At 51.8% G+C, this 23,859-nt stretch carries 20 protein-coding genes and 2 pseudogenes; 11 read left to right on the forward strand and 11 right to left on the reverse strand.

Features of this window, described 5'->3' with window-relative positions; translation table 11 throughout:
- Positions 1 to 13: 13 nt before the first annotated feature.
- Positions 14 to 799: a response regulator transcription factor gene (locus AWM69_RS09915; RefSeq protein WP_373274303.1), complete on the reverse strand. Its 786-nt coding sequence runs from the start codon at positions 797 to 799 to the stop codon at positions 14 to 16.
- Positions 800 to 932: 133 nt separating this feature from the next.
- Here AWM69_RS09915 and AWM69_RS09920 point away from each other — a divergent pair, with 133 nt between their 5' ends.
- The 3 genes from AWM69_RS09920 (at position 933) to AWM69_RS09930 (ending at position 4,205) form a co-directional block, all read left to right on the forward strand.
- Positions 933 to 1,748 carry a carbon-nitrogen hydrolase family protein gene (locus AWM69_RS09920; protein ID WP_218726493.1) on the forward strand — a complete coding sequence of 272 codons (816 nt, stop codon included), beginning with the start codon at positions 933 to 935 and terminating at the stop codon, positions 1,746 to 1,748.
- 141 nt (positions 1,749 to 1,889) lie between these two features.
- A complete protein-coding gene (locus tag AWM69_RS09925) occupies positions 1,890 to 2,999 on the forward strand; it encodes a polyamine ABC transporter substrate-binding protein (RefSeq protein ID WP_218726494.1) in 1,110 nt (369 codons plus the stop codon).
- Between the two features lie 81 nt (positions 3,000 to 3,080).
- A complete protein-coding gene (locus tag AWM69_RS09930; protein ID WP_218726595.1) occupies positions 3,081 to 4,205 on the forward strand; it encodes a P1 family peptidase in 1,125 nt (374 codons plus the stop codon).
- 184 nt (positions 4,206 to 4,389) lie between these two features.
- On the opposite strand, the gene AWM69_RS09935 is transcribed toward AWM69_RS09930, so the two are convergent.
- Positions 4,390 to 5,580 carry an MFS transporter gene (locus AWM69_RS09935; protein ID WP_218726495.1) on the reverse strand — a complete coding sequence of 397 codons (1,191 nt, stop codon included), beginning with the start codon at positions 5,578 to 5,580 and terminating at the stop codon, positions 4,390 to 4,392.
- A 124-nt stretch (positions 5,581 to 5,704) separates the two neighbouring features.
- On the opposite strand from AWM69_RS09935, the gene AWM69_RS09940 reads away from it, so the two are divergent.
- The gene (locus AWM69_RS09940; protein WP_218726497.1) at positions 5,705 to 6,643 is read left to right on the forward strand and encodes a LysR family transcriptional regulator; all 939 of its coding nucleotides are present in this window, start codon (positions 5,705 to 5,707) and stop codon (positions 6,641 to 6,643) included.
- A gap of 69 nt (positions 6,644 to 6,712) precedes the next feature.
- On the opposite strand, the gene AWM69_RS09945 is transcribed toward AWM69_RS09940, so the two are convergent.
- The gene (locus AWM69_RS09945) at positions 6,713 to 7,603 is read right to left on the reverse strand and encodes a LysR substrate-binding domain-containing protein (protein WP_218726499.1); all 891 of its coding nucleotides are present in this window, start codon (positions 7,601 to 7,603) and stop codon (positions 6,713 to 6,715) included.
- A 115-nt stretch (positions 7,604 to 7,718) separates the two neighbouring features.
- On the opposite strand from AWM69_RS09945, the gene AWM69_RS09950 reads away from it, so the two are divergent.
- Together AWM69_RS09950 and AWM69_RS09955 are read left to right on the forward strand one after the other, a co-directional pair.
- Positions 7,719 to 8,159, forward strand: coding sequence for a PACE efflux transporter (locus AWM69_RS09950; protein ID WP_218726501.1), 441 nt, complete (start codon positions 7,719 to 7,721; stop codon positions 8,157 to 8,159).
- 50 nt (positions 8,160 to 8,209) lie between these two features.
- Positions 8,210 to 8,740 (forward strand): hypothetical protein, encoded by a 531-nt coding sequence (locus AWM69_RS09955; RefSeq protein ID WP_218726503.1) that lies wholly within the window; start codon positions 8,210 to 8,212, stop codon positions 8,738 to 8,740.
- Between the two features lie 314 nt (positions 8,741 to 9,054).
- Here AWM69_RS09955 and AWM69_RS09960 read toward each other — a convergent pair whose 3' ends face one another.
- Both AWM69_RS09960 and AWM69_RS09965 read right to left on the reverse strand, forming a co-directional pair.
- Positions 9,055 to 9,405, reverse strand: coding sequence for a hypothetical protein (locus AWM69_RS09960; RefSeq protein WP_218726505.1), 351 nt, complete (start codon positions 9,403 to 9,405; stop codon positions 9,055 to 9,057).
- Positions 9,406 to 9,408: 3 nt separating this feature from the next.
- Complete coding sequence (locus tag AWM69_RS09965) at positions 9,409 to 9,756, reverse strand: hypothetical protein (RefSeq protein WP_218726507.1); 348 nt, start codon at positions 9,754 to 9,756, stop codon at positions 9,409 to 9,411.
- A 233-nt stretch (positions 9,757 to 9,989) separates the two neighbouring features.
- On the opposite strand from AWM69_RS09965, the pseudogene AWM69_RS23100 reads away from it, so the two are divergent.
- Positions 9,990 to 10,103: pseudogene (locus AWM69_RS23100) on the forward strand (tRNA dihydrouridine(20/20a) synthase DusA); the annotation flags it as partial.
- Positions 10,104 to 10,299: 196 nt separating this feature from the next.
- Positions 10,300 to 11,181, forward strand: a complete 882-nt coding sequence (locus AWM69_RS09970; protein ID WP_218726509.1) for a DUF2971 domain-containing protein — start codon at positions 10,300 to 10,302, stop codon at positions 11,179 to 11,181.
- A 353-nt stretch (positions 11,182 to 11,534) separates the two neighbouring features.
- Here the strand turns inward: AWM69_RS09970 and AWM69_RS09975 are convergent, their stop codons facing one another.
- Complete coding sequence (locus tag AWM69_RS09975; RefSeq protein WP_218726511.1) at positions 11,535 to 11,843, reverse strand: hypothetical protein; 309 nt, start codon at positions 11,841 to 11,843, stop codon at positions 11,535 to 11,537.
- A gap of 683 nt (positions 11,844 to 12,526) precedes the next feature.
- Here AWM69_RS09975 and AWM69_RS09980 point away from each other — a divergent pair.
- On the forward strand, positions 12,527 to 14,383 hold the full coding sequence (locus AWM69_RS09980) for a hypothetical protein (RefSeq protein ID WP_218726513.1): 1,857 nt from the start codon (positions 12,527 to 12,529) through the stop codon (positions 14,381 to 14,383).
- Between the two features lie 108 nt (positions 14,384 to 14,491).
- Here AWM69_RS09980 and AWM69_RS09985 read toward each other — a convergent pair whose 3' ends face one another.
- From AWM69_RS09985 to AWM69_RS10000, 4 genes and pseudogenes are all read right to left on the reverse strand, one after another.
- Positions 14,492 to 15,091 (reverse strand): hypothetical protein, encoded by a 600-nt coding sequence (locus tag AWM69_RS09985; RefSeq protein ID WP_218726515.1) that lies wholly within the window; start codon positions 15,089 to 15,091, stop codon positions 14,492 to 14,494.
- 1,009 nt (positions 15,092 to 16,100) lie between these two features.
- Positions 16,101 to 17,114: a hypothetical protein gene (locus AWM69_RS09990; RefSeq protein ID WP_218726517.1), complete on the reverse strand. Its 1,014-nt coding sequence runs from the start codon at positions 17,112 to 17,114 to the stop codon at positions 16,101 to 16,103.
- A 386-nt stretch (positions 17,115 to 17,500) separates the two neighbouring features.
- A complete protein-coding gene (locus AWM69_RS09995; RefSeq protein WP_256930255.1) occupies positions 17,501 to 19,672 on the reverse strand; it encodes a CHAT domain-containing protein in 2,172 nt (723 codons plus the stop codon).
- 459 nt (positions 19,673 to 20,131) lie between these two features.
- Positions 20,132 to 21,291: pseudogene (locus AWM69_RS10000) on the reverse strand (DUF4113 domain-containing protein); the annotation flags it as partial.
- Between the two features lie 196 nt (positions 21,292 to 21,487).
- Here AWM69_RS10000 and AWM69_RS10005 point away from each other — a divergent pair.
- Positions 21,488 to 22,123: a hypothetical protein gene (locus AWM69_RS10005; protein ID WP_218726519.1), complete on the forward strand. Its 636-nt coding sequence runs from the start codon at positions 21,488 to 21,490 to the stop codon at positions 22,121 to 22,123.
- Here the strand turns inward: AWM69_RS10005 and AWM69_RS10010 are convergent.
- Positions 22,093 to 22,536, reverse strand: a complete 444-nt coding sequence (locus AWM69_RS10010) for a lysis system i-spanin subunit Rz (RefSeq protein ID WP_218726521.1) — start codon at positions 22,534 to 22,536, stop codon at positions 22,093 to 22,095. The genes AWM69_RS10005 and AWM69_RS10010 overlap by 31 nt on opposite strands.
- Before the next feature lie 233 nt (positions 22,537 to 22,769).
- On the opposite strand from AWM69_RS10010, the gene dusA reads away from it, so the two are divergent.
- Positions 22,770 to 23,780 carry a tRNA dihydrouridine(20/20a) synthase DusA gene (dusA, locus tag AWM69_RS10015; protein WP_218726523.1) on the forward strand — a complete coding sequence of 337 codons (1,011 nt, stop codon included), beginning with the start codon at positions 22,770 to 22,772 and terminating at the stop codon, positions 23,778 to 23,780.
- Positions 23,781 to 23,859 lie beyond the last annotated feature (79 nt).

Here is a 23,859-nt window from a genome sequence, read left to right on the forward strand (position 1 = left end):
GGCTCGTGCCGACTCAGCCCTGCGCGCTCAGAAACAGAGAGAACAGCTCGGACTGAGATTTAATGCCGAGCTTGCTGTACATGTGCTTGCGATGGACCTTCACGGTCTCGGCGGAAATCGCCAGTTTGCGTGCGATTTCCTTGTTCGAGCAGCCGCTGAGCATTAACCGGCCAACTTCCAGTTCGCGGGCCGAGAGCGGCGTGTCCAACTGCTGGTCAGTAGACTCCAGCCAGCGTTGCCAGCGGGGCGGCGGCGAAGCGACCTGTTCCAGCACCTCCTGCTCAAATGCCATGCGCTGACGCATCAGGGCAGCAACCCAGGGCTGGATGAGTGTGAGCAAGGCGATCTGCTCTGGCGTGAAGCGCGCCTCGCTGCCCAGCGACAGGCTGAGGGTGCGTTGCGCGTCGAGCTGAACATTGATATGGACTTCGTCGGCCACGATATTGAGCCGAAAGTAGCGTTGGTAATAGTCGGTCTGCTCGAAGCACTCAGGCGCTACGTCGGCCAGCCAAAACAACCCGTTCCTGGGCGCTTCCCGGTTGGCCAGATAAAAGGGATCGAGCAGGTACAGTCCTTTGAGGTAATCCTGAAAGAGCGGATCCGGGCCACCCTCCTTGCCCGGGCATTCTGCAAGTACCTGCGGACGGCCATTGCTGAAAATCAGCACGACCCAACTGTCCACCGGGATGTATCTGTCCACCAGACGCACCAGGGCCAGCCAGAAACCCGGCCGGTCGAGGGTCTCGATCAGCCTGCCTATCGCCTGATGCCAGGCCATGTCCTGCACTGTAATGCTCACGCTTCTACCCATACGGGGTTACCCCATCGATGTAATTACTTTCGGCGGTATGGCTCTCCATACTCCATCCAGCCCTGGCAGGTGCTGTTCAGTCGGGCTGATGGCGAGCCCACACCACGTGAAAGGATCAGCGATGAAGATTGAACTCGTACAACTTACCGGTCGCGATGGCGACACCGCTTATAACCTGGAGCGTACCTTACAGGCCATCGCTACCTGCGCAGCGGATACCGATCTGCTGATATTTCCGGAGACCCAATTGATGGGGTTCGCCAGTGCGCAGCAGCTCGCCGAAGTGGCCGAGCCGCTGAACGGGCCGAGCGTGCAGGCCGTGCAGCGCGCAGCGCGTGAACGGGACGTCGCCGTGGTGGTTGGCATCGCCGAAAACGACGCGGGCACCTTCTACAACACCTCCCTGCTGATAACGCCACAAGGGATTGCCTTGCACTATCGCAAGACTCACCTCTGGCCGTCGGAGCGCGGCCTGTTCCAGCCGGGAGACCGCTATGCCACCGCACTCTGGAAGGGCGTGCGTGTCGGCATCCTGATTTGCTACGACATTGAGCTGCCGGAGAGTGCCCGGGCCCTCGGCCAGCTCGGCGTCGAGCTGATCCTGGTCACTAACGGCAATATGGACCCCTACGGCCCGGTCCACCGTACCGCGATCATGGCGCGCGCTCAGGAAAACCAGGCATTCGCGGTGATGGTGAATCGAGTCGGCGACGGTGATGAAGGCCTCGTTTTTGCCGGCGGGAGTGCTGCGATCGACCCCTTCGGACGCACGTTATTCGAAGCCGGGCGCGCAGAGTGCCGTCAAGTGGTGGAGCTGGACCTGGATCTGTTGCGCACCGCTCGACGGGACTATGACTACCTCAATGACCGCCGCCTGCACCTGACCGGCGAACAGATTGAACAAGCTGATGGCCGACGTGAACTTCTGATCCCCTGAACCCGGAGCGAGAGGTGCAACCCGCCACCGCGATTACTCCGTCCTGATTCCGCTTCAGGCCCTGGCACAACAATAATTCACACACCAGCAGGAGCAGCGCTCGGGCCCCTGGATCCGACGCTAACGCTCTGGAGCATCCCGATGAAAACCACGCGTTACTTTCAATTCGTGCTGACCTCACTTTTCAGTTTCAGCCTGGTCTGCGCCGAGGCCGGCGAGCCTGCCGCCCCCATCGTGCACATCTACAACTGGTATGACTACATTGCACCGAACACGATGAAGGACTTCGAGAAAGAAACAGGCATCAGCGCGGTCTACGATGTGTTCGACAACAGCGACGTCATGCAAAGCAAACTGATGGCTGGCCGCAGCGGCTATGACGTCGTGGTTGCCAGTGGTGACCTGCTTCCGAACCTGATCAAGGCGGGCGTGCTCAAAAAACTGGACCGTTCAAAGCTGCCCAACTGGTCGCACCTCGACCCTGAAATCCTCGCCAAGTTGCAGAGCAACGATCCTGGAAACGCCTATGCAGCCCCCTATCTGTGGGGTACGACAGGCATCGGCTATGACGCGGACAAGGTTAAGTCGATACTCGGCCCGGATGCGCCGGTCAATTCCTGGGACCTGATATTCAAGGAAGAAAACCTGGCCCGGCTGAGTCAATGCGGTGTGGCCATGCTCGACGCCCCGAGCGAGGTCATTCCCATTGCCTTGCACTACCTGGGACTGCCCTACAACAGCCAGAACCCGGAAGACTACAAAAAAGCCCAGGCTCTGCTGCTGAAACTGCGCCCCCATATTGTTTACTTCGACTCTTCCAAGTTCATCTCGGATCTGGCCAATGGCAATATCTGTGTCGCACTGGGCTGGGCTGGCGGGGTCTCCGACGCACAAAAGGCCTCCGAGCTGGCTGGCAACCATCGCAACCTCGTCTACAGCATTCCACGCGAAGGTGCCCCGGTGTGGGTGGAAAGCCTGGTGCAGCTCAACGACGCGCCGAACCCGGAGCAAGGCCTGGCCTTCATCAACTACCTGTTGCGCCCCGACGTCATCGCACAGTCCTCCAACTACCTGAGTTATCCGAACGCCAACAAGGACGCCACCGCGCTTGTCGAGACGAAAGTCCGCGACAACCCGGGGGTGTACCCGTCCAGGCAAGTCATGGACACGCTGTTTGCGCTGGAACCCCTCCCGTTGAAGATGGAGCGCGTACGGACACGTACGTGGAACACGGTCAAGACCGGCACCTGATTGGCAGCCCCGGTTCGACCGATGACTCGCCAAGCCCCGTAACCCAACACATTAAACAAGTGAGCAATCATGAAAGACACGATGAAAGCGCGTGCCCGCGACCTGAATATCCAGTTCGGCCAACTGCAACCCGGCCCACTCAATGCCATCACCGACGTACCCGGCGTACGGGTCGGCCACAGCAATGTGCGAGGACGCACCGTCAACGGCCGCGACATCCTGACCGGTGTGACGGTTATCGAGCCGCGTGCAGGCTCCGCCAGCCAGCAACCGTGCTTTGCCGGCGTACATGTGCTGAACGGCAACGGCGACGCCACCGGCCTGGAATGGATTCGCGAAGCTGGGCTTTTGACGAGCCCCATCGCCTTCACCAACACCCATAGCCTGGGCGTGGTGCGTGATGCGCTGGTGGTGCTGGATCGTGAACAGCAGCCGGATGACGGACGCCTCTACTGGAACATGCCGGTGGTGCTGGAGACCTTCGACGGCTTGCTCAACGACATCAACGGCTTCCATGTAAACCGTGAGCATGTGGCCGAGGCGCTGCATTCGGCCAAGAGCGGCCCGGTAACCGAAGGCGCCGTCGGAGGGGGCAGCGGCATGATCTGCCATGAATTCAAGGGCGGCATCGGCACCGCATCGCGGCGCCTGAGCAGTGCTCAAGGCGGTTGGACCGTGGGGGCTATCGTTCAGGCCAACCACGGCATCCGCAATGAACTGCGCGTCGACGGTTACCCCGTGGGGCGCTACCTGGAACCGGCTGACTCGCCGTTCCTCAAGGCTGCGCTGCCCCACCCGGGCATGGGCTCGATCGTCGTATGCCTCGCCACCGACGCCCCATTGCTGCCGCACCAATGCACGCGCCTGGCGCAACGTGCCAGTCTCGGCCTGGCCCGCACCGGAGGGGGCAATGAAGACCACAGCGGCGACATCTTCATCGCCTTCGCCACCGGTAATCAGCATGTGCCGCCAGCGGCTTACGAGAGCAAACGTGCGCCGACCACCGATAATCTGAGCATGGTCAATAACGACCACATCAGCGAACTGTTCCTGGCCGCCACCGAAGCGGTGGAAGAAGCCATCATCAACGCCTTGCTGGCCTCCGACACCGCGGAAGGCAACGGCCATGCCGCCACGGGCCTGGATGCCGGGACATTGCTCAGCGCCTTGCGCCGGGCCGGCTGGCCGGGAGCGACAATCGCCTGATTGATCCAGAGCGGCTTGAGGTGGCGTGGGTTCTCACGCTCATGCCACCTCAAGCACATGGATGAATTGATGATTCAAGCTGCCGTTGAATACAAAAAAGACCGGCGTTTACTGCGTCGTAACGAATAGCGTTAAGCATTGCTGGCTTAACCTGCAAACAGCCTGCGAACTGCGCAATGGCGTCTTAAGCCTTTCGCAATAACGCCCTGTTCATGGCGAGGATCGTCCCCAACAACGAGAGGAGGAGAAGCCCGCTAACGCCCCATGCAAAGGACGCCAGGCCTGCTCGATCAAGAAACACTCCTCCGACAATGCCGCCGACGGCAACAGCAGTGTTCCAACCAGTCGTATACATAGATTGCGCGACATCGACCGATTCGCCGGCAAAACGAGACAATGCCGTTTGGGTGATTGTGGCAAATCCACCAACGGCCATTCCCCAGATCACGACGGAAGCAAAAACCATCCTTGGAAGAGTCCCCCAAAAAACAAGTAGCAGGGAGGCAAAGGCGAAGACCACGATGCTTGCAACAGCAAGGAGTTGCAGTCGGCGATCAACCATTGAACCGACAAACCACAGACCAATGATTGAGCCCACTCCGAACACGAACAGAACAACATCTACATCCGCGGACAAGCCCGAAGGTTCGAGGAGCGGCTCAATGTAGATATAGAGAATGTTGTGAGCGACAACGAAGGTAAACACCACAAACAGCACGGCACGAATGCCCGTTTTTAGAAAGACTCCGGTAAGAGGCTGGCGCAGCGCCTTGGTCTGACCGGGAAAGTCCGGAACGACGGCGATGACCCACACGATGAGCACCAGTGCCAGGACAGTCATCAGACCAAAAGCACCTTGCCAGCCAATGGCTCGACCCAGCAACGTGCCGAGCGGTACGCCGAACACCAGAGCTATGGTCGCGCCAGCGCCGGATATCGCAATCGCCCGCCCACTGAGATGGGACGGTGAGATGCGGACGGCATAGCCCGCTAGCAGCGACCAGACAATGCCACCGAAGACGCCGGCAAAGAAACGCGCGACCAATGAGATGCTGTAGCTATCTGAAAGCGCGGTGACAAGGTTGACAACCGAAAACCCAAAGATCGCGACCAACAGCAGAGGGCGTCGCCGCATGCCCTGGGTAAGGGTTGTCACTGGAATGGCAGCGACCAGTGCCCCCACCGCATAGGCAGTGATGAACTGACCCGCCAGGCTTTCGGAGACGTTCAAGCCCCCCGCGATGGAAGAAAGCAATCCAGCCGGCATGATTTCGGTCAACAGCGTAATAAAGGCTGCCATTGCTAAGGCAAGCAGTGCCGCGATCGGCAAGGTCTGCGCGCCCGCGTTAGAAGCAGGTGTAGTCGTCGTGTGCATTAATGAAATTCCTCAAATCGAAGTTGTCTTGGCCCTTCCCTGCAGTGTGTTGGTTGGCGAAAAGAAGAAAAATAGGCAATAGTTCACAACATATATGACTACTTCGTCATCAATAAGGAAGTTCATGGAAAACCTGGGTTCCCTTGATGTCTTTGTTCGCGTCGGTGAGTCGCGCAGCTTTACGGCTGCCGGGCAACAACTAGGCATCTCAGCCTCCGCCGTCAGCAAGGCTATCGCTCGCCTGGAGGAGCGCTTAGCGACGCGACTGTTCCATCGGTCGACCCGAACCGTCACTTTGACTCCAGAAGGTGCTCTCTTTCTGGAGCGCTGCAGGCGCATCCTGGGTGAGGTCGAGGCGGCGGAAAATGAACTTGCGCAATCCAACCAGACACCTCGTGGCAAGCTTCGCATCAGCCTACCTTCCGTCGGTCTACTGTTCATGCCGCAATTCGCCGAATTCAAACGTCAGTACCCCGACATAGAACTGGATATCGACTGCTCTGATCGTCTGGTGGATGTCATCGAGGAAGGATTTGATGCCGTGATCCGCACGGGAGAGCCGAGTGACTCCCGGTTGATGGCACGTCAGCTCGGAAGCTATCGCCGTATCATGGTGGGGGCACCGAAGTACTTCGAACACTATGGGGTGCCGAAGACCCCCGAGGATCTAATGCAGCACCGCTGTCTGCTATACCGATTTCCCAGTAGTGGCAAGGTCGACCAGTGGCCCCTCAGCCGCGGAGGCCAAACACTGATTTTTGATCTGGCCAGCTCAATGACGGCCAATACACTTGAACCGCTGGTTTGCTTCGCAGAGTCAGGCCTTGGCATCGCGTGTATGCCAGACATTGCCATCCGTCAGCAGCTGGAAATCGGCAGCCTGGTGTCCGTACTGGATGAATTCAATCGAGACCACACTATCCTGCGGGTGCTGTGGCCTTCAAGCAGGCACCTTTCACCCAAGCTGAGAGTCTTCGTGGATTACGTCACCACCGCTCTATTTCCAGAGGCAAGCAAGGTAACGACACCGCGCAAAACATCATCTAGCGTGGTGGAGTTATAACGAGCGCCATTTTTTGGAGGGATGACAAGCGCTGAAAAGATCAAGTCAAGGGGCAGCAAACGGGTGTCGTCACCCTTCCTGCAGGGCGACACCGGCCAGCCACATCAGGAACGCATTCACATGCACCTGCCGCTCACATCCTGGCACGCAAACCGCAACGTAACGCGGGCCAGGCAGGCTGACGTCTGGTCTATAGGCCACCAACTTTCCATTCCTGAGACTGTCGGCTACCAGTACATTGCTTGCCAGCACCAGCCCATGACCCGCGATTGCTGCGCTCAGAGCAAAATGCTCATCGTCGAACTCACGCATCTGCGCTGTTTCAAGCCAGGCCTGGCATTGTGCAGCCGCACACCAGCTTTCCCAGTTGATTGAAAAGGCTCCCGGAATTTTCCAGTGCAAGTTGATCAGTTCGATCTGATTGAGATTCAGCGAGGCCACCAGGCCCGGGGCGCCGTAAACCGAGAATTGCTCGTTCATTAGCTCCTGACAGAACAACTTCGGGTCATCGCGGCTGACCGAGCGAATAGCAAGATCGATACTGGAATCACGTAGCAGATCGACTAGTTCGTTACGTGTATCGACCCGCACATTGACCTGTGGAAAGCTCCGATAGAAACCACCCAGCCGTGGAATCAGCCAGGCTGCGGCCAAGCCCGGCGTAGTGGAAATGGTCAGGGTTTGGGGAACATCGTCCGGATAAAAAGCCTCCAGGCTGCGGCGAATGTCTAACAAGGCGCGATGAGTCTGGCGATACAGCAACTCGCCCTCCTCGGTTAATGCGACACCTTGTCCAGATCGCTTGAACAGCATCGCTCCGAGGCGGGCCTCCAACGTCCTGACCTGATGGGAAATGGCCGCGGGGGTGACTGAGAGCTCCTCAGCTGCCGCTTTAAAGCTGCCCCTTCGCGCAGCCGACTCAAAGGTGCGCAGCGCGTTAAGCGGAAGAGTCGAAAACACGCAACGTTCCCTGGATGAATTGAATTGATGAGTATTCAATTTATCTCATTTTTCTTGGCGTGTACGGCGCGATACCGTCGCAGGTATTCGATCTACCCACCTTTCGGAAAATACCATGCAAGGACCTTCGCGAAAAATTCTTCAAGCCATCCTCTATGAATCAATCGCTGTTGCGGTGCTATCGCCCAGCCTCTCGTTGATATACGACAAAGGTCTGGCCCATGCGGGGGCGCTGTCGTTGATGTTATCTGTATGCGCGCTGCTGTGGAACGTGCTGTTTAACTACGTTTTTGAGTGCTGGGAAGCGCATCAGCCACAGCGCGCTCGCACGTTGGGCAGGCGTTTGATCCACTCACTGGGCTTTGAGGGGGGGCTAGTACTGATGTTGGTACCCCTGGTGGCATGGTGGCTGGAGATTTCCTGGTGGGCTGCACTGGTCACCGACCTGGGGCTGTTCGTTTTCTTCTTCTTTTACGCGTTGGCGTTTCAGTGGGTCTTCGATAAGGTGTTTGATGTACCAAATTCCGCGAAGGGGGAAGTTTCGGTTAACCCATAATTCGCGCGCAATTGCGATTAGCCCACCTGTAGCAGCACCAGGATATTTGCATGAAAAATGCCAGCAAAGCGATTGAAAGCTACATCTTCGGCAAAGACGGCAACCGGCCTGACTTGTTGCGGCATGCGTTCAGTCCAGACGCCACTCTTGACATGCTGGTGCAGACAAACACCATCCTGTTTCCTCCCAACGTCCAGGGGCGCGATGATATTGCTGAAGTACTCGTGCGCAGCTTTAGCCTGCAATATGAGAACGTTTATACCTTCTGCTTCGGAGCCCCTCCAAAGCCCGAGGCAAATGTTCATAAGTGCAAATGGCTGGTTGGCATGTCAACAAAAGCGACTGGAGAGTTACGTGTAGGCTGCGGGGAATATCATTGGGTCTTTTCACCGCAAAGCGGCCTGGCCATTCAACTCTCCATTACTATCGAACACATGCTGGAATGCCCTTCCCGGCATATGCGGGAAATAATGGACTGGCTTCAAGGTCGCAGCTATCCATGGTGCGAATCTACCGACATGTTTGATTCGGCACCCCCGCTCACTTGCCTGCAGCCGGTTCTTGTCTACGTTGCTACATGACCCCCTATCGCTGTAAGCGTACGCGTTGGGTCGATAGTTGCCGGTCACGAGACCTTGCGAAATCCGAACGGCGATTGAAGCGAGCTGACTGATCAGCTTCATTCGCTCATAGGGGACGCCGCTCCTGCTTGATATCAGCAATTGCCTGAAAGCAGGCTACCAGGCCTATGAAATCAGTCGAAACCCTTTGCTCGTAAAGGGTTGCGTTTTTAGATGCGGAACTGATTGACACCCTATCAGCCAGACGGCAAAGCACAGGGACTTGCAGGTCGTCCCAGTGAGCGCAGCCAACGATTTTAAATAATGATCCGGAATTACTCCGACCATTCATGCTTGGCTTTAGGGCCGCCAAATTTCTCTACCATGGCCAGTGCTAACTGGCTCATATGGTGATTAGGATTGCTTTTGCAGTAGCTATCGGCAAATGCTAGCGCCTTACCGTTATCGTAAATGTCTGCCTGAAGGTTATTTGGCGCTGTGCGTACATTGCTACCGCTGACAAAACCAAATAGCCACATTGCGAGCGGTGTCCTTAATGAATTAGCGGCTGAATCGCTCCATTGTGTGCACGAATAAATTGCTGGACCTGGCATTGTCACCGTGTCATCGGCTGCAGCTGTGAGTGACGAAATAGACACGAGTATCGCGAGCATGTGGCGTTTCAATTCTTACTCCCAAGTATTAAACAGGCGATCTTTACTGTCGCATAATCTCTGGATGATTGTCGTATAACACTCCATCGTCATGCATACCCTCTTGATCAGCCTGAAAGGTGATTTTTCAAACACAGCCGCCCAAAGAAATATCTTATCCAGAAGCGCCATCACTTTTGAAGCTTCAGCGAGCTGGTTACACGCCCGGTAATGGGCTGGTCGCTGGCGGCCACTGCTCCAGTGAAAGCGCTTGCCCTGCTCCACCAGACTTGCACGGAACTGGCATTGGCTGATGTTGAGACCCGGTTTGGTGAGCGACTTCCTTCGTGGCCAGTTGCTGGCCGTAAGCGTTGGCATGCCCATGCAGCCACTCCCGCCCCACCTGTTTCCAGGCGAAACCCCGGCGCTCTTGGTAGACTTGCGCCCTTTCACGATTAATCCGGATTTGAGCAGTGCCGCTGGCCGGGCCACGCGCTCTTTGGGCTCTGATCGTCGCCATCAGTGGTACACGCCAGATTTCGATTGGTACAGTGTGCTGACGACCGGGTACAGACGCCCAAACATGCCTGAAAACGGTACAGAACACGCAGATCAAAATGTCATTAAATACAGCTTCAAACCCGCTATATACCAAGCCTGAGCCCTCCCGCCGCTTTAGCGTGGCACCGATGATGGATAGGACCGACTTTCGGTGCTCCCCTTATTTTATATGGTTTGCATAGAACCTTTTGAAAGCTCGTACCATTTTTTTACCACTCACAGCCCACACAGTACGAGACCATAGGGATTCCGTTGGCTTGGTCTGTGAAGGCCAGCGTGATTTCACATTGCTCACTTCTGTACTCAGTGACTCATTGGACGATAAATGATGGCATCATTACCATCAGTCCATTAGAGCGCATGACAATGCCTGAAGCTTTTTATAAGTACATGACTCATAGCACCGCAAATATTGTGCTTGAAAACCAGACGCTTCGCTGGAGCACTCCAGCCACTTTAAATGATCCCTACGACATCCAGTTTGATCTTCGCGTTGACTTTGACCGTAACAAAGTGCTCCATCATGCACTAGACAAACTTTGGAAGGTTTTCACTGGCGAACTCACCTGCCATGCAGATAGCCAAATGTCAATCACAATGAACATCTTGAGACCACATCTTAAGAGAATGCCCAAAAAACACTTTATAAATAAAATGGAAGAAGGGATCAGAAATTCATTTGCAGCACTTGACACAGGCATCCATAAGACATACCAAATTACAAGAGAGCATCTTTCCACCGCCAAAATATTATGCTTAACAGACTCACCCACTAATCAACTTATGTGGGCGTATTACGCCGACAGCAATAGAGGGGTGGTATTACGCTTCCAAGATGAGCCAGGGGCAGGTAGTCCATATCAAATGGCGAAGCAAATGTCCTACATGCCTGACATTCCGATGCTATTTGAGGAAAGCGAACTTTCGGATTTCTTGGCTAGATTAATTACTTTCGATACTCAGAAACGAATCCACTCGCTGATATACACCAAGTCAGACGCATGGAAGCATGAAAATGAGTGGAGAATTTTCGCAGGGGACGGTCGCAACAAGTTTGCTCCTCATGAAGACAAACCGTTTGGCGCCAGAGAGCTTACAGGTGCAATATTTGGCTGCCGCATGCCTCCTGAACAAAAAACTGCATTGTCGTTAACTATCCGGCGCCTCTTCCCACATGCAGAAATCTTACAGGCAGTCCCAGCCAAGCACTCCTTCCAGCTTGAGCTTGTCCCCTTCTGCGAAATGTAAAAAATACGCATTAGGGGTATCGAGTTGAATTACCCTCGCATTAGCCGTCTACCTTCTGTCGTTAAGAAGGTAGTACGCGGGAAATGGCAACGATCAAGCTGCTCAGGCCAATAACCGATATCCCAGTAAGCAATGCCATCTGCACCCACTTCGCCCTGACGCACTAAGTTTCCGAGTACAGTTTGAGGTTGTCGACAAGGATCTCTGCATCAGGCTGATTGCTTTTAACGAGTTACAGGCAGCGACCGGCAAGATCGCTGCTCCAAAGGGGGCCCAGCGTTTTGTGATGTTTCGAGAGCAGTTGAAATGACGTTCTGAACGCTCTTATCTGGTCATAGGTAAAAGCGACTCTTCTAGCGAAATCGCCCCTCCCCCCCCAACATACCGACCTTTTCAGCGTTTGCCTCGAATATGGGGCTGGACTGATCAGGCATCTCCGGCAAGGCAATTGCTTTCTCCTCGTCGAGTAGATCTTTCATCTCGGTAAGGACGTTGCGCAGTCCAGGAAACGACAGCACGATTGAACCCATCTCGCCCGCTAGAGCGGCTGCTATAGCCGTGCTGTCTCTGAACCGGCGGTAGTCCTCCGCTAAAAAGTGAGCTCCATATCCCACCAGGACGGTCGATGTGAAAGCAATGAGCGCGGGAACAACGTTTCCCATAAGTCCAGATCCTTTTCCAAATGTAGGGATTCCCACTCACAACGATGGTAACAGCCTGGTACCGACACCCGCATAAGGGGTACGCCCAAAACCCGTGGGGGGCGAGAAAAAAGTAATATTAGTAATATCCCCTCCGAAAATCAGCTACAGCCCGTGTGGATAAAGGCGTCCAGCCATTTCAGGAAAAGGCGATATTTGAGCGATAGGAAGGCGATAGTATTACCTTTCTATAAAGCTATATTTCCATTCCTTAAAACCCAATAAATCCAGGGGTTGGCGGAAATATTACTTTTCATATCGCTTAATATTACTCTGCCATGTAATACCGTTTCCCCCAGTAAAACCGTGGATTCCAGCCCCATCACCTACCCCGTATTACTCATATCGCTCTTTCTGAAATGCCCTCCATGTCTTTAAGAATGGACCTCAAGAAAAACGCTGTTTTCATGGGGTCGTATTGACTGCTGGAAGGTGAATCTGATCATCCATCGCCTTCAGTGTTGTGAAACCTACCAAATCGGTCGGAGCCCCCGTTAGACGTCGCTTGCAGGGAATTCAGCCTATCTCCGCAAAAAGCTAATCTCAGCCCACAAAGGATCGGGTGCGTTTTTTGAAATCCACCGAAACCCACGTTTTCAAAGTTTTCGCTCAATGAAACAGGGCACCCCAGCGCTCCCCCTTCCGTGACCGCACCCAGCGCCGCTGTGCAACCGCACTTCATTTCCCTTCAAAACTTTGCACTCTGTGAAATTGCCGATCGTCTGCAGAACCCCACGGCCAGCCTGGGCTGCAGCTTCGCTTGCACTACATCCGGACTTGCACAAAAAAAGGATACAAGGCCCGTCGGCGGGAGGGGGACAAGTGATTTTTGGACATCATTTTTTTCCCCGAGGGATTATTTCTGGATATGCTGGCGTTTTCATAGCACACCACTAAGAGGACGTCGTATGCGGAGGGATATCGGAACAGCTGGTGAGCTCATCATTAGACAGTGGTGCGCGCTTTCAGGTATCACTGCGAACCCATCAGCAACTGACCGCCATGGATGGGACCTGCACTTTGAGATACCACACCTAGCAAATATCTATCTAGCAAGTGGGCTACATGAGTCGAACATTGAATGCAAGGTCCAGGTAAAAACAACGGATACCAAGAAGAAAACCAAGTCAATTGAGCTTTCAAACTTGCTTAGTATGGCGACATCTACATTGCCCACTTTTTATATCTTGATAGAGATGGCTGGTGGTCAACAGGTGCAGGCTGCTCACCTATTACACATTGACGAAAACATTAGTTCTAAAATACTTGAAAGGATCAGGCGTGAGACAGCTAAGCCTGGCAAGCTTAACTTGCATCTGAAAACGATGTCATTGGATTTCAAAGAGGGTGTTAAAATCCAGTCGCTTAACGGGGAAGGATTGAAATCCGAGATCCTTAAATTTATTGGCCCTTCTCAAGCTGATTACGTGATCAAGAAGCAAACCTTTATAAAGTCATGCGGTTTCGAACCGGGAAGCTACAAAATCAGCTTTCAACTTGACATAGGCCATACTGACAAACTTGTCCGAATCTTGCTCGGAGATAATCATTCACTGGAAGTGAAAAATTTAGAGGCTACAGTTACCCGATTTGGCATATCAGAAAAACTGAACGAAATACAAAGTCACACTGCCGTTATGAATGTGTCCAATGTATTGCCAGATGGTTTGGCTAAGGCTCAGTTCCGCAATCGAAGGGATGGTACAGCACTTGAATTTTCTTTCGATACCTATCGGGGCGGGGCGTCAGCCTGTGTACCATCGAAATATCGAGTGGTCAGACTTAAATCCCAGCGCTTTTCTATTGACATGTCTATGTATGACAACTCAATGAGAATGTATTTTCACGCTAAAGAAGACGTGGCATGCGAGCTGAACGAGCTGTTAAAACACTATAAACTTATCAAAATGATGACTAACCCGTCGAACGTAGATTTCAGCATGGAAATTGAGGGTAAAGTTTTGACGGGTAAGTTTAATGGGGCAGGATTCGACTGTGATTTAGATATCTCGCTGGAAATACTTGAAGCGGCGAATCATATCAAGAACTTCCATAACTATCATGACGCACTGGAGGTTGTTCCAAATTGGTTTGCACACAACGGGAACAATCTTATAAGCTGCGTCACACTCCTGAATAAACTGACCACTCCAACTAAAGTAAGCATAGTTTTTACCTGCGCTGATGGCTGTGCAGATTTAACAGAAGCGGAATGCATAATTGCAATCCCTATCATTCTCGACAAGCTGTGCTTCGTAAGTTTGTTGGTTTATAGTGGCAATCTTGATAACAAGGGCGGCGGTAGCTATGAGTTGACCCCTTCGAAAGTTAATGTGATTTACAAGACACACTTCACAATAGACTATCTAGTTTCGGGCAAGGCCATACTTGACTTGGAAGCGGCTGCAGACAGATATGAGGGCGCTCAAACTATAGTACCGTTCATAGATACTTATATGGCGCCTCTGATGGAAAGCGCGAAACGTGCTCTCGCAAAATGACAAACCCGCCGTCAGGCGGGTTTCTCTTAAGCTGACTCAATGAGCCAATAACCTTCTTGGAGTAAAGGAAGTAGCCTCAGTGCATTAAAGTTTGAAGTTTTTCCACATTCAGACGTTGATGCCCAGACGTAGCATCCGCTTGCGCATGGCAGCCGCTACGTCGTTGAGTTCCAAGTCGGTCAGCACACGCGAGTAGATGGCGACTGCAGAGATGTCCACCTCTCCGCCAAACACTGCAGTGCCGCTGCCGATCTGGAACAACGAATCAGCCAGCATACGCGGGTTCACATCGGTACTTTGAGCCTCAGTGCCTCTGGTCAGGTTCTGTACCTTGAGCGCCATGTTAGAGGCCGCTCGCATTACTCGAATCCCCCACTCAGATGCGATCTCGCCGTTACCCAAGCTGCGTACAGAGGACGTGGCAGCGCCTGCTTCAGTCATTCGAGTAGCGCCGCCAGTCAAGGAGTTAGGCTTAACATGGTAGAGCGAACTGCCGTATGCAGTGCCGACCACGCCTTCAGTCAGTGACGCGCCACGATAGTTGCCCACATAGAACGGGGTGTTGAGGTCGCCTGTTGTAGATGAGTCCTCTGGAATCTCCTGAGCCGCCTTCCCGACGACGATCAGGGTCATACCATCGGCTTCCCGGATGCTGGTCTTCAGGTAGTTGACCAACCCTTTAAAGCGACCGTGCGTTGGATATGCCACTGGCGTGCCCACGATGAGAGCATCCGGCTTGCCTTTGGCCCTGTTGAAGAAAAACCGTTTGGCGTCAGTGTCGAAGGTGAACCAGCCCTTTTTCTAACCCTCGCGTAGATGAGCTTTGCCCGTTCAACTAGCTCAGCTTCACGCTTGCTTACTCACGTTTGAACCACCTGTTTCCAGGCGAAACCCCGGCGCTCTTGGTAGACTTGCGCCCTTTCACGATTAATCCGGATTTGAGCGGTGCCGCTGGCCGGGCCACGCGCTCTTTGGGCTCTGATCGTCGCCATCAGTGGTACACGCCAGATTTCGATTGGTACAGTGTGCTGACGACCGGGTACAAACGCCCAAACATGCCTGAAAACGGTACAAAACACGCAGATCAAAATGTCATTAAATACAGCTTCAAACCCGCTTTATACCAAGCCTGAGCCCTCCCGCCGCTTTAGCGTGGCACCGATGATGGATTGCAACAACTGAGATAAAAAACCATTACAAATCAATAGTTTATATTTTATTCAAGTGTTGCTGTAGCAAAATTCAAGCAGCCAGTGTGGCTTGATTGAAACTGTCCTTAAAAGCTCTCCCCCGATCCGTCCAATCAAAGACAGTACGAGTTCTTGTCTTTTCGTACAGGGTTCTGCTAGCTGATAATTTATCCTGGCACTCCTAAGCTGACAGTGCTGTAGGAAGGTCAGGTATAGGCCGATATAGCTGAAAATATTATGCCTCATTGCATTATTGAGTGCTCAGCCACTCTGAATTGCGACATGCTGACATCGAAATTTATCAGGACACCAGACTCGATGCTTTTCGAGCCGGATGGTAGCGACATTAAAGTCCGGGCACTCGTATATCACAGTTACATTACAGGCGGCTTTAAGACCGATTTCGCTCATATAACAGCCAAGATACTTTACGGGAGATCTTTGTTGCAAAAAATAGCAGTTTCCAAACCGATACAAACAACGCTCAGCTAGCACTCTAACCCAGTTCAATCTGACATACGCACCAACTAAGACTTCTTAAAATTTGATATTATCTTCGACAACTGATCAAGCCCATCAAAACTTGAGGGAATTAAATCATCGCTATTCACTATGCCACTAAAAACAACCTGCTCAAATCTTACCAGCAAATCCGCATCCTGACCCTTAATTTCTTTTGCATACTTAGTATAGCTCTGTATAAATTGACAGAGAGTCATCCGAAGATCAATTTGAAGTAACTGGGCTTGTACGGATTTAAAATTATGGAGAATAACTCTAAAAAAATACATCAATAACAACTCAAAACCAACAAGCAAGACATAAGAATCAACCCCCATTGCTATCACATCATCTACAGCTACCAAAACTACAAATTTAATTATAAAAGGAAGCAACATTAATACAACCAAAGCTCCCATCAAGACTGCTCCCCGCTCCTTTTCTTTCTCCTTACGCTTCTTCAGCTCGCCAAAACCTTTGTGCAAGCCCACAAAATTGAAAGCATCCTGATAGCTATCTAAAGCGTCTTTTAGTTCATCAACTTTAGTTTTCCGCTGACTGTAATCCTCTTTGAACTCCTCCTTTTCGGATTTGGCTTTTTCGAGAAGACCTGGTAACTTTTTAAGTTCAACCATTTCTGGATGATGTAAATAGTTTTTCACCACCCCCACTATCATTTGGTACCCTGCGTACCGAACCTGGTTAGCCGTAGAAGGCGTCAGACTTAATGAGTTATAATCAATATTATAAAGAACCGTTCTAAACTCATCAGAAATATTGTCAGGTGAAGTAATTTGATACTCCATCAGAAATCTATAACAGCTTGAAAAAACGATCTCAACTCCGGGGCGATCGTCAAAATTAAACTGTCTGACTTCTTCTATAAACTTCTCGCCTATTCCAGCTATATTAAAAGAACACAACTCATCAAAATAGTTAGGATACCTAACCATATGACGCACTGCAAAATTAATCAGTCGATACATATCATAATCAACACCAGCCTGCCCTCCTTCTTTCAAGAGCTCATCAAGCTTCATCTCCAGCGCCTTGAGGTCTCCAAGATTCTGACTTTTCCCAAAAAAAACTGTCTCCACCATATACAACCTCACGCAGCCTAAACAAAAAACATCGCCATTACATAAGCTTAAGTTTTTCCAAGTATTAAATCTAGGTGCCAAATCATGAAAAACGAAATACCAACCCTAGAAGCGCTCATCAAAGTCACTGAGCACAAAGCCTCCGGATTTCAACGCAGCTGACTGGAAGCTCACCTATAGTATTTAGTGGAGAACTGCAGAGGTCGCACCCAGGTGCCGCGTGAAAGCGATCGACCAATTTCTGTCACTCACTATAGGCAGAAATCGGCCAAACGTAGACACTCACGCAATGTCACTACCGTTCCGAAACATCCAAATCGCGCAGTTTAGACCGACACCGAAGTACGTATACTTGATTTAGTGGCTACGCCCCCCTCTTCGCCGCCACTTATAAGTATATTCAGAAGTTCGGGGCGACCCAACTGACAGTAGAGCATTGTCTCTAAAAAAGGGTTCTCATCTTTAATCTTGGAAAGAATATCTGGGACAGGTAGCCCAGAAGCTTCGGACACTTGCTCAAGCATAGTTTCGTACCAAGAAGGATTAAAACTATTTATATTATGGTTAGCGTCAGAGTGAATCCTGGTATACTGATCAACCTTAATAATACCCTCTACATCCATAAATTGGCGCAGTACATCTGTTGCATAAGACATCCGAAAAAATAGCGATATAAGTGTGCGCCAAGATATTATATTATAACCAAGCTTATGTATTGCTGGCAGAAATGCATCCACTCTATATATGATTCTGGCAATAAATGCTGATGATTTTCTAGCGTCGACTGGAAGCATTGTTCCAATTATACTTAGAGCTCCTGAGCGCAAGAAACCGTTAGCTACTGAGACATGGGATCCCCCTACAGCAGAAGTTGAACAAGCGCTAAGCATAACAATAGGGGGTACACGGACCTTTCCGGACAGCTCCCAACTATTTAATCTTTCCTTTCCGACTTGAAGCCAACCAGGCTCCGTAATGCCGCCATGATCGCCGTGGCAGTCGAAGATGACTATAGCCCCCTTGAAAGTGTTGAGGGCTGCAATAACTTCAGCAATGGAGGTAACATCAACAAATTCAACAGTGGTACCATTTTCCAACGGGAAGCAATCTATGGCAACCTCAAGAAATTTTTGAATTCTGTCTTGTTTGGAAAATGAGCGAATCACTAGTACATTGTGCAAGCCTTTAGCCGGTAATATGGTAGGAGCTCCAAGGGAAGCGAGCTGAAGAAGCATATTGCCCGGGGTCATAGGGATCTTGCTTACCTCATGACTTATCATCAATGGCAAGTTTCCCAAGTACACCCATTCTATCGGAGCATCACTGCAAATCTTACAACTATTAAAATTGGTCACTATCAAGTCGGCCAGCTGGTCACTTATATTTAATTTGATCTCGCTGGAAAGCGACTTGAACTTCAACTGAAGCTGTAGCTGTGACTTTGCGTCTGTTCTTTTGTGGGTGAACTCTAGGTCCTTTATTTTTCCCTGATGCAAATTTACAGCATTAGGCAGTCTAATAGCTGGAATGCATTCATTGGTGGCCAATAGCCCGATTGAAAAGTTTGTGGCAGCCAACTCAGACTGCCTTTCTTTAAGTATTTCACCTACATATGGAACACTGTAGGGATTCACAAAGCCATCCAAGCCTGACGAAATGGAAATACCAGAGTACCCAGGATTCTTGATGAGTCCATTTTTAACAAACTCTCTTTGCCACGGGGCTTTGATATTTCTGAAGAGTTGATTCCAGAAATTTGAGCTCGTATTATAAAATAGCCCCATAATTGACGGGCTGTAAATGATCACTTCGGCAGCATCGTTACTGGGAGCGATCTCAATTATAGATTCAACTCCTTTTTTTATTGCGCTATAAAACTTATCAAGTTGATCTGGCCGAATTCTGTCACTGCTTGTAAAATCAAGCCCAAGAGAGAGATGCAGAATTTCATTTGCCAACGTAGCTCCAGACCCATAGTTCGGACACTTAGCGGAGCCTGTGTACTTGATGCGCGTCTGTGCTGGTACATCCTCCTGATTTCCGGATCTGTGTGATATTCTTTTGATTTCTTCATGTATTGCATTGTCGAACACATACATTAAATCAGGAGTATGTACTCCGGCAAGATTGATTACGCCTGGGGCTTCGCTAGGTGATGCTACGAGCAATGACTTTTGTTTTGATACATTTAACGCCATTATTTCATCAAGAAACTCTGACGGCGTTATTATTACAATAAAGTCACCCTCAGTTACTTCTGGTATTGCATCTATTAAGTGGGAGCCAATAGTGATTATATTTTTGCTCACTCCGCTGGTACGGTATGAGATAAGATCATCTTGAGACATGAAGATTTCGGCAGTATCTATTGGTGCAAGAGCAGCGCTGGCCAGGAGAGGAATAAAATTATTAGAAGCAACGCTTCGTTGCCATCCTTGAAATAAAGTATCTTGCCCCTTTTCGATAGGAACAACTAGAACATAAGAAACTTGAGTCACGTGATACTCCTAGCCATTATCTGAAAAATCCGTTTCAACCTGCCCTAACATACTTACTGCGGGTGCTCAAGCTCTTCACTCAGGCTAGCGATCAAGCCCCGATTGACGTCACCTTGAACGGCTCATCATAAACAATATTTCAGCCCACATGGTTTGTAGCCACATCCATTTCTCCGAAAATTAGCGAAGGGCCACTTCTGGCCGACTCAGTTGAAAAAGCCGGATGTGGTTTTCACGGCAGAAAAGTACGCGCATGAAATTGAAATCTTGCATCGCCGCAAAGGTATTTATGCTTGGATTTCACGTAGCTGCGTACAAAAAATCGTGCTTTTAGCTAGCGGTTTTCTGGTGTTTTGAGAAAGACAGACTGTTTCAACAGAAGCGGCCTTTTTTTGCTAGCGATCATACGTCCCCCACCGCCCCTCCCCAAGCGTCGACAGACAGAATAACAAGCCAATCTCACCTACAAGATACCTGCCAAAGCTGCTGCATCTGTGTCGTATAGCTCTGACTCATCATCTCTCGCCTCATCCCCCAATCGGGATTGCTCGGCACACTCGCAGCCCGCAGCGTACCCCTGCCCCAGCGGCCATTGATTTCATCAAGCACTGCCATAACCCGGGATGCCTCTGCCGGCTGATTAACGGCAAACAGGTCGTCCGAAAACTCTCCGGGTTGCCTAAGGTCCAGCAGCAAGACCTCTGCCTTGCTGTATTTAAATCCGGATTGAAACACATGGTCGAGTGCATCCACTGCTGCCCTTGTCAGCAGCCGTACATCGTCAGTGGGGTAAGGAAGCGTTACGACCACTCCCTTGGCGTATTTGGCCTCATCAGGGTTGAACATGCCGGTGCGAATACTGACCCGAACCTTTTTGCAGTAGGACTTCTGAGCCCGCAGCTTTTCCGAGGCGCGCATCATGTATGTGGCCACCGCCTCTTTTATGGGTGCCAGCTCAATCAGCCGTTTGCCGAACATGCGGCTGCAACAGATTTCCTGCTTAGCCGGATCGGGCTCGTCCAGCTCAAGACAAGGGGTCCCGGCTAACTCCCGGGCGGTCTTCTCAATAACGATGCTGAATTTCTTGCGCAGCGTCCACGGATCAGCCCTGGCCAAGTCCATGGCAGTACGAATGCCCATTGCTTCAAGGTGTACAGTCATTTTCCGCCAGCCCCCCACACCTCAGAGACGTCTGTGTTACGCAGCACCCAATCGCGTTCAAAGTCCCCGCAAAGATTCACGACCCCGCCGGTTTGAGCCTGTAATCGCTTCGCAGTGTGGTTGGCTAGCTTGGCCAGGGTTTTGGTATGTGCGATCCCTACACCGACCGGGATGCCGGTACATTGAAATATGCGGCTGCGTATTTTCCGGCCCATGGCCGAAACGTCAGCTATGCCGGTCAGGCCAGCGAATGACTCATCAATGCTGTAGACCTCCACCGCCGGCACCATCGCTTCGATCAAGCTCATGACACGCTCGCTCATGTCGCCATACAGCGCATAGTTCGATGAGAAGGCGACAATGCCCAGCTTCTGCAATGTGAAAAATCAAGGGCCTGACTTGATCAGGCTTCTGAAGTCATAACCGTGAAAAATTACAGAATTGTCCGCTTCATTTAGGTGTGCCTGCACACCTGTAATACTGGTTCTACCGAGACTATCCGGATATGGCGTTTTGCCTTATCTTTGCTGGCAACACAGAGACTCGGATACTCCAAGACCTTTCTCCCCTTACCTCCCAATCCGACATCACTCATTGTGCTAGCTGAAATCGTGTACTCCCATCCTTCTGCCAAGTTAAACCAAAGGGTAAAAAATGATTCGTACTATCATCGAAAAAACTGCAGAAAAGCTAACTACAGCATGGAGATACAACACAGTTATAGACTGGTATAACGAAAATTCTGCCCCGCATGAGATGAACATACTAGCTCGGTTTGCAAGCGCAGCAGCTGAGACTTGGAAAGAAGCAACAGCATTCTATGAGGTCATGATCGACAATGGACGAATTGATTTATTGATCGTTTCACCAGAAGGGATTTTGCTTGTAGAAGGAAAAACAACATTCCACTCCAATACAACATATTTAATAGAATCTCTGAACAGTCAAGTTGAGCGGGTACATAGCACCAACGGAGGAATGCGTCGGCTAATTGATCACAAGATACCGTCATACTGCCGTGAGCGCTGGAATCTAGAAACGCCACCACCTATGTACGTCGTTACGCTTTCTTGGTGTAATTCCAAAGGGCTTAAAGTCTGGGAATCATCTGAAAAATGGAGCGAGTCGATATCCGGTTTCACCTCTGGAAACACGCCGTTTATTTTTAGTGAGTACGAGCACTACTTACTTTTCAAATACAAAAAATCGAGCGGTATAGCGTGGCTTGAAAACGATACCCTGCCAGCACATGACAGCCTTCACTTCAGCGCAGAGATCTCTTTGACATAAGCCTGACAGGCCTGCAACGCGATCAGTCCTTGATCGCCGTCGCCGGTGATTCCGATAATTCGTTGAGCATGCGCTGGGTCAAGTCGGGCTCTAGGGGCGTCATGAACCACGCCGCCGGGGCTGGTGGTGGCTGACATTCCGTCACAACCAGATGCGGCGGTGGCGTCGAGTTGGGCTGACAACCGCAGGTCAGCAGTTGCAAGGCGATCACGCTGGCATGCCTGTTTCGTTTCCTCATCGGTAAGGGCTCGGTAATGGGATTGGTCGCTGGCTGCCAGCCATTGCTCCAGGGCGAGACGCTTGCCCTGCTCCACCAGACTTGCACAGAGCTGGCACTGGCTGATGTTGAGGCCCGGTTTGGTGAGCGACTTCCTTCGTGGCCAGTTGCTGGCCATAAGCGTTGGCATGCCCATGCAGCCACTCCCGCCCCACCTGTTTCCAGGCGAAACCCCGGCGCTCTTGGTAGACTTGCGCCCTTTCACGATTAATCCGGATTTGAGCGGTGCCGCTGGCCGGGCCACGCGCTCTTTGGGCTCTGATCGTCGCCATCAGTGGTACACGCCAGATTTCGATTGGTACAGTGTGCTGACGACCGGGTACAAACGCCCAAACATGCCTGAAAACGGTACAAAACACGCAGATCAAAATGTCATTAAATACAGCTTCAAACCCGCTATATACCAAGCCTGAGCCCTCCCGCCGCTTCAGCGTGGCGCCTATGATGGACTGGACTGATCGGCATTGCCGGTTTTTCCTGCGGCTGTTGTCCCGTCATACGTTGCTTTACACCGAGATGGTGACGACCGGGGCGTTGCTGAATGGCGATGCCGAGCGTTTTTTACGGCATGACGAGGCTGAGCATCCGTTGGCGTTGCAGTTGGGCGGCAGTACGCCGGCTGATTTGGCGGCATGCGCGCGGATGGCGCAGGCAGCTGGCTATGATGAGGTAAATCTTAATGTCGGTTGCCCGAGTGATCGGGTGCAGAACAATATGATTGGCGCCTGCCTGATGGCACATCCGGCGTTGGTGGCCGAGTGCGTGAAGGCGATGCGCGATGCGGTGTCGATTCCGGTCACGGTCAAGCACCGGATCGGGATTAACGGTCGCGACAGTTATGCTGAGCTCTGCGATTTTGTGGGGACGGTGAAGGATGCGGGATGCCAGAGTTTTACGGTGCATGCGCGCATTGCGATTCTTGAGGGGCTGTCGCCGAAGGAGAATCGCGATATTCCGCCGTTGCGCTACGACGTCGCCGCGCAGTTGAAAACCGACTTCCCGGAGCTGGAGATCATTCTCAATGGCGGGATCAAGACACTGGAGCAATGCCAGGCGCATTTGCAGGTGTTTGACGGTGTGATGCTGGGCCGCGAGGCGTACCACAATCCGTATGTGCTGGCCGAGGTGGATCAGCAGCTGTTCGGCAGCACCGCGCCGGTGATTTCCCGTGCGCAGGCGCTTGCCGCGCTGCGCCCTTATATTGCGGCGCATATTGCCGCTGGCGGCGCGATGCATCACATCACGCGGCACATTTTGGGCTTGGGTCAGGGTTTTCCGGGCGCCCGTCGCTTCCGTCAGTTGCTGTCGGTGGACATTCACAAGGCCAAGGATCCCCTGGCCTTGCTGGATCAAGCCGGTGAGCTGCTCGAAGGTCGCTGAGCGCGTATGGATGGTTGCAGGGCCGTAGCAGACTGCGCCCGATGGCGCAGTCGTGGTCACGTCAGGCCCTGCGCTGCAT

It is taken from the genome of Pseudomonas sp. D1HM, from assembly GCF_019266105.1.
Taxonomy (GTDB): Bacteria; Pseudomonadota; Gammaproteobacteria; order Pseudomonadales; family Pseudomonadaceae; genus Aquipseudomonas; species Aquipseudomonas taetrolens.